The sequence below is a fragment of the Mesorhizobium sp. M2C.T.Ca.TU.002.02.1.1 genome (assembly GCF_003997225.1).
Genome location: NZ_RZTO01000555.1, coordinates 1 through 4,252 on the forward strand (window position 1 = coordinate 1; position 4,252 = coordinate 4,252).

Genomic DNA, 4,252 nt, shown 5'->3' on the forward strand with positions numbered 1-4,252 from the left:
CTCGTGGCTCCGCGTCCGGACGTGATCTTCCACCTTGCGGGCATCGTGTCGGGCGAGGCGGAAGCCAATTTCGATCTGGGCTACCGCGTCAATCTCGACGGCACGCGCGCGTTGTTCGACGCCGTGCGGCTGGCGGCGTTCGCGCCGCGCCTCGTCTTCACCTCGTCGATTGCCGTGTTCGGCGCGCCGTTCCCGGACGTCATTCCGGACGAGTTCCATCCGACGCCGCTCACCTCATACGGCACGCAGAAGCAGATGAGCGAAGCGCTGCTCGCCGATTACACGCGGCGCGGCTTCTTCGACGGCATCGGCATTCGCCTGCCGACGATCTGCGTGCGCCCCGGCAAGCCGAACAAGGCGGCGTCGGGCTTCTTCTCCGGCATCATCCGCGAGCCGCTCGCCGGGCAGGAGGCGATCCTGCCGGTGCCGCGCTCGGTGCTGCACACCCATGCCAGCCCGCGCTCGGCGGTGAATTTCCTCATCCATGCGGCCGAAATCGACGGCGACAAGGTCGGTCCGCGCCGCAACCTCACGATGCCAGGCGTCGCCGTGACCGTCGGCGAGCAGATCGAGGCGCTGGAGCGTATTGCCGGCGCCGAGGTGGCGAGGCGGATCCGCGAGCAGCCCGACGAGACCATATGGGCGATCGTCAAAGGCTGGCCGACGCGCTTCGAGGCGAGGCGGGCGAGGGAACTAGGCTTTGCGGCCGAGCAGAGCTTTGACGAGATCATCCGCGCGCATATCGAGGACGAGCTGGACGGAAAGATAGTCTGATAGAGTTCAGACGCCGCCCGACAGGCTGGCCGACAGAAGCAGCAGTCCGACCAGGAAGATGAAGGCGGCGCCGCCGATCTCGACGATCGAATGGATGCGGTTGCCGATGCGTCCGTCGCCGGCGAAGTAGACCGCCCAGTTCTTGGCCGTCACGGCGATCGTCGCCAGCGCCGAGACGGTGATCGCGGTGCCGATCGACATCGCCAGCACCGACAGCAACCCGCCTAGCCACAGTCCGTTGAGCAACGCGAAGCTCAGCACGATCAGCGCGCCGGAGCAGGGGCGGATGCCGACGGCGGCCACCGCCGACCAGGCTGTCTTCCAGTCGAAGCGGTCGCCCGACAGCATCGCCGGGTCCGGCGCGTGCGAATGGCCGCAGGTCTCGCAGACTTCGCCCGGGCCATGGTCGTGATGGGCGTGGCCGTGCGCGGCGTGATGCTCATGCGCGCCATGATCATGAGCGTGCGCATGCGAATGGTCATGATGATCATGATCGTCGTGCACGTGCAGGGAGTGCGCGGCGTGAGCATGTGCGTGGGAATGGCCTGCATGCGAAGGGGTATGCGCGTGCCCCGCATGCGAATGGCCCGCATGGGCAGCCGACAGGCTGTAAGCGGGCGTCCTGCCGAACAGGCGCAGGATCGACGGACCAAGCTTGCGCCACAAAAGCCAGGCACCGAACAGCGTCACCAGCACGAAGCTGGAGATTTCCAGGAACCAGGCCGCGTCGGTCATCGAGATCGCGGTGCCGCGCAGCACGAAATAGGCAAGCATCATGACGACCACCGCCGTCAGGCCCTGCAGCAGCGCCGAGACGAAGGAAAGCAGGATGCCGCGCCGCAGCGCCACTTCGTTGGCGACCATGTAGGACGAGATCACCGCCTTGCCGTGGCCGGGGCCGGCGGCGTGGAAGATGCCGTAGGCGAAGGACAGGCCGATCAGCAGCCACAGCTTGCTGCCGTCCTGGCGCATCGCCTTCATGGCGGCGGCCAGCGAATGGTAGAATTCCTGCTGCCTGAGGTTGATCCACATCAGGATATGGGCGAACGGACCCGTAGTGGTCGGCGCCATGCCGTCATTGGTGCCGATGCCGAGCGAGCTCTGGGCATGGGCCACGCCCGACAGATGGGTCGCCATCAAGGCGGCTGCCAGGAGGCCGAGAGCCAGGCGGATATTCGTGGGATGTCCCACGAATATCCGCCTGGATTCCCTTGCTTGTCGCAGGTTCCAATCGCAAAACCGTGCGACACTTTTGCGGAACCTGCTTGCGCGCAGAGACGGTCTCATCACCAAATCATCCTTCCGGCGGGCAGTTCAACTCGAGCTTGGTGGCGAAGATCTTGCTCATGTCGGTGCCTGTCGGATCGTTGAAGAACGCGTCCGTCAGGGTCTTCTGGTTTTCCTTGATCGCCTCGTCCGGATCCGGCCGGACGACCTTCTTGGTGCATGTCGAGGGCAGGCCTTCGACGGTCATGTTGGCGTCGTCGGTGAAGTCGATCGCGGTGTAGAAGGTCGGATCGTAGACGCCGATGTCGATCTTGCCGGCGAGCTTGATCGGCGTCTTCGGCTGCGACTCGAACAGGATGATCAGCTGGTCGTTGTCGAAATTCGCCATCAGATGCGGCGGCGGCACCATGGGCACGTCCTTGCCATCCTGGGTGACGAGCTGAAAGTAGTTGAACTCAGCCAGCGAGGAATGGACGGTGTCGGCCACTTCCTTGAGCTCTTTGTCGTCAAGTTTCAGATCGGAGTTCTTGTCGAACTCCATCATCACTGTACTCGAAAACAGGTCGTCGAAGCGCCAAAGGTGGCGAAGCGCCGTCACACTTTGGTGATCCTGGCTGAGGATGACGTCGAGCCGGGCTTCGGCGAAGACATGCGGATGGACTTCAGCCTGCTCGACCGAGGCCAATGTGGCCGCAAGGGCCGAAGCCAGCATGGTTGCTTGCCGTTTCAGATGCATTCCGTGCCGCGATTCCATTGACTTTGTTTTACGCAATTCCGGACGGAAAACCGCTACGCACTTTTCCTGGAATTGCTCTAGGGAGCGAGCCCGAGGGTTGACATAAAGCGGGCGAAATTGGGACGCGCGTGATTTCAATGCATGTCGTTCTCCCAAAACCGCTGCGCACTTTTGGGCGACATGCCTCAGCTTCACTTTGATGCGCGCCGCTGCGGGCGCCGAGGCGACAGACATCAGGCGGTGTCGCGCGTCCTGAACCAGTGCACCAGGAAGTCGACGAAGACCCTTACCTTGGCCGGCAGATAGCGGCGGTGCGGGTAGACGGCGAAGATGCCGGTGCCGGCCAGGATGCGGTCGTCGAGCGTGGTGACCAGCTTGCCGGACGCGACGTCGGGGGCGGCGATGAAATCCGGCAGCATCGCAAAGCCCAGGCCGGAGAGCGCGGCGGCTCTCGCCACGATCGGGCTGTTGACCTCGATCGGGCCCGACACGGCGACGCTGATGGATTCCTCGCCTTCGCCCTTGAAGCGCCAGTTGGCCAGCGAGCGGCCGTTGGTGTCGACGATGCAGGGCATGTTGGCGAGATCCTGCGGCCGCGCCGGCGCGCCATGCTTGGCGATCAGCTCCGGCGAAGCGCAAAGCCTGACCGAGAACGGCGCCAGCCGCCGGGCGATCAGCGAGGAGTTCTCCAGCCGCGAGATGCGCACGGCAAGGTCGAAGCCTTCCTCGACCAGATCGACGAAGCGGTCGTCGAGATGGATGTCGAGCACGATGTCGGGATGCTGCCTGGCGAAGTCGACCAGCGACTGGCCGATCGGCGCGTCGGCGAAGGTGCGGGCGGCCGACAGCTTGATCCTGCCGCGGACGTCGCCGGAAGACTGGCGCACCGCCTCGGCGAGGCTGTCGACCTCGCGCACGATCTCGGACGCGCGCTGATAATAGGTGTGGCCGGCCTCGGTCAGCGAGAATTGCCGCGTGGTGCGGTTCAAGAGCAGCGCGCCGAGCTCGTCCTCCAGCTCGCGCACATATTTCGACAACAGCGCCTTGGAGCGGCCGATCTTGCGCGCCGCGGCCGAAAAGCCTTCCGCCTCGACCACGTCGATGAAGGCGCGCATGCGGGTCAATGTATCCATGGTCAGACCTTTCGTGCCGCGTCGAGAATCCTGCGGCCGAGCCGTATCAGGGCAACGTCGCTGCCGGAAGGCCCGAGCAGCGAAAGGCCGAAGGGCGCGCCGTCTATCGCGCCGATCGGCAAGGTGATCTGCGGAAAGCCCGAAAGCCCCGAAAGGCACAAAAGATGCAGCGCCCTTTCGCGATAGGCCTGTAACTGTTCGGGCGTGCTGGCGGCGAGCGGCGCCGCGCCGGGAACGGTAGGCAGGACCAGAAAGCCGTTGTTGCCGAGCAGGGCGCCAAGCTCGGCCCGGAAAGCCAGCCGCCGCGCCGCTTCGGTGGCGGCAGTTTTGGCATCTATTGTGCGGCCGAAGCCGAAACGCTCCTCGACGCCCGGGCTGAGGC

Annotated in this window: 4 protein-coding genes and 1 pseudogene; 1 reads left to right on the forward strand and 4 read right to left on the reverse strand. The window is 64.8% G+C overall.

The window, feature by feature from the left end:
* On the forward strand, positions 1–774 hold a 774-nt coding region (denD, locus tag EOD07_RS24730; protein ID WP_164772491.1), incomplete at its 5' end, for a D-erythronate dehydrogenase.
* A gap of 6 nt (positions 775–780) precedes the next feature.
* Here the strand turns inward: denD and EOD07_RS24735 are convergent.
* The 4 genes and pseudogenes from EOD07_RS24735 to EOD07_RS24750 all read right to left on the reverse strand — a co-directional run.
* Positions 781–1,911, reverse strand: coding sequence for a nickel/cobalt transporter (locus EOD07_RS24735; protein ID WP_164772492.1), 1,131 nt, complete (start codon positions 1,909–1,911; stop codon positions 781–783).
* Positions 1,912–2,068: 157 nt separating this feature from the next.
* On the reverse strand, positions 2,069–2,737 hold the full coding sequence (locus tag EOD07_RS24740) for a DUF1007 family protein (protein ID WP_127237297.1): 669 nt from the start codon (positions 2,735–2,737) through the stop codon (positions 2,069–2,071).
* A 233-nt stretch (positions 2,738–2,970) separates the two neighbouring features.
* Positions 2,971–3,870 (reverse strand): LysR family transcriptional regulator, encoded by a 900-nt coding sequence (locus tag EOD07_RS24745; protein WP_127237298.1) that lies wholly within the window; start codon positions 3,868–3,870, stop codon positions 2,971–2,973.
* 2 nt (positions 3,871–3,872) lie between these two features.
* Positions 3,873–4,252: pseudogene (locus EOD07_RS24750) on the reverse strand (amidase family protein); the annotation flags it as partial.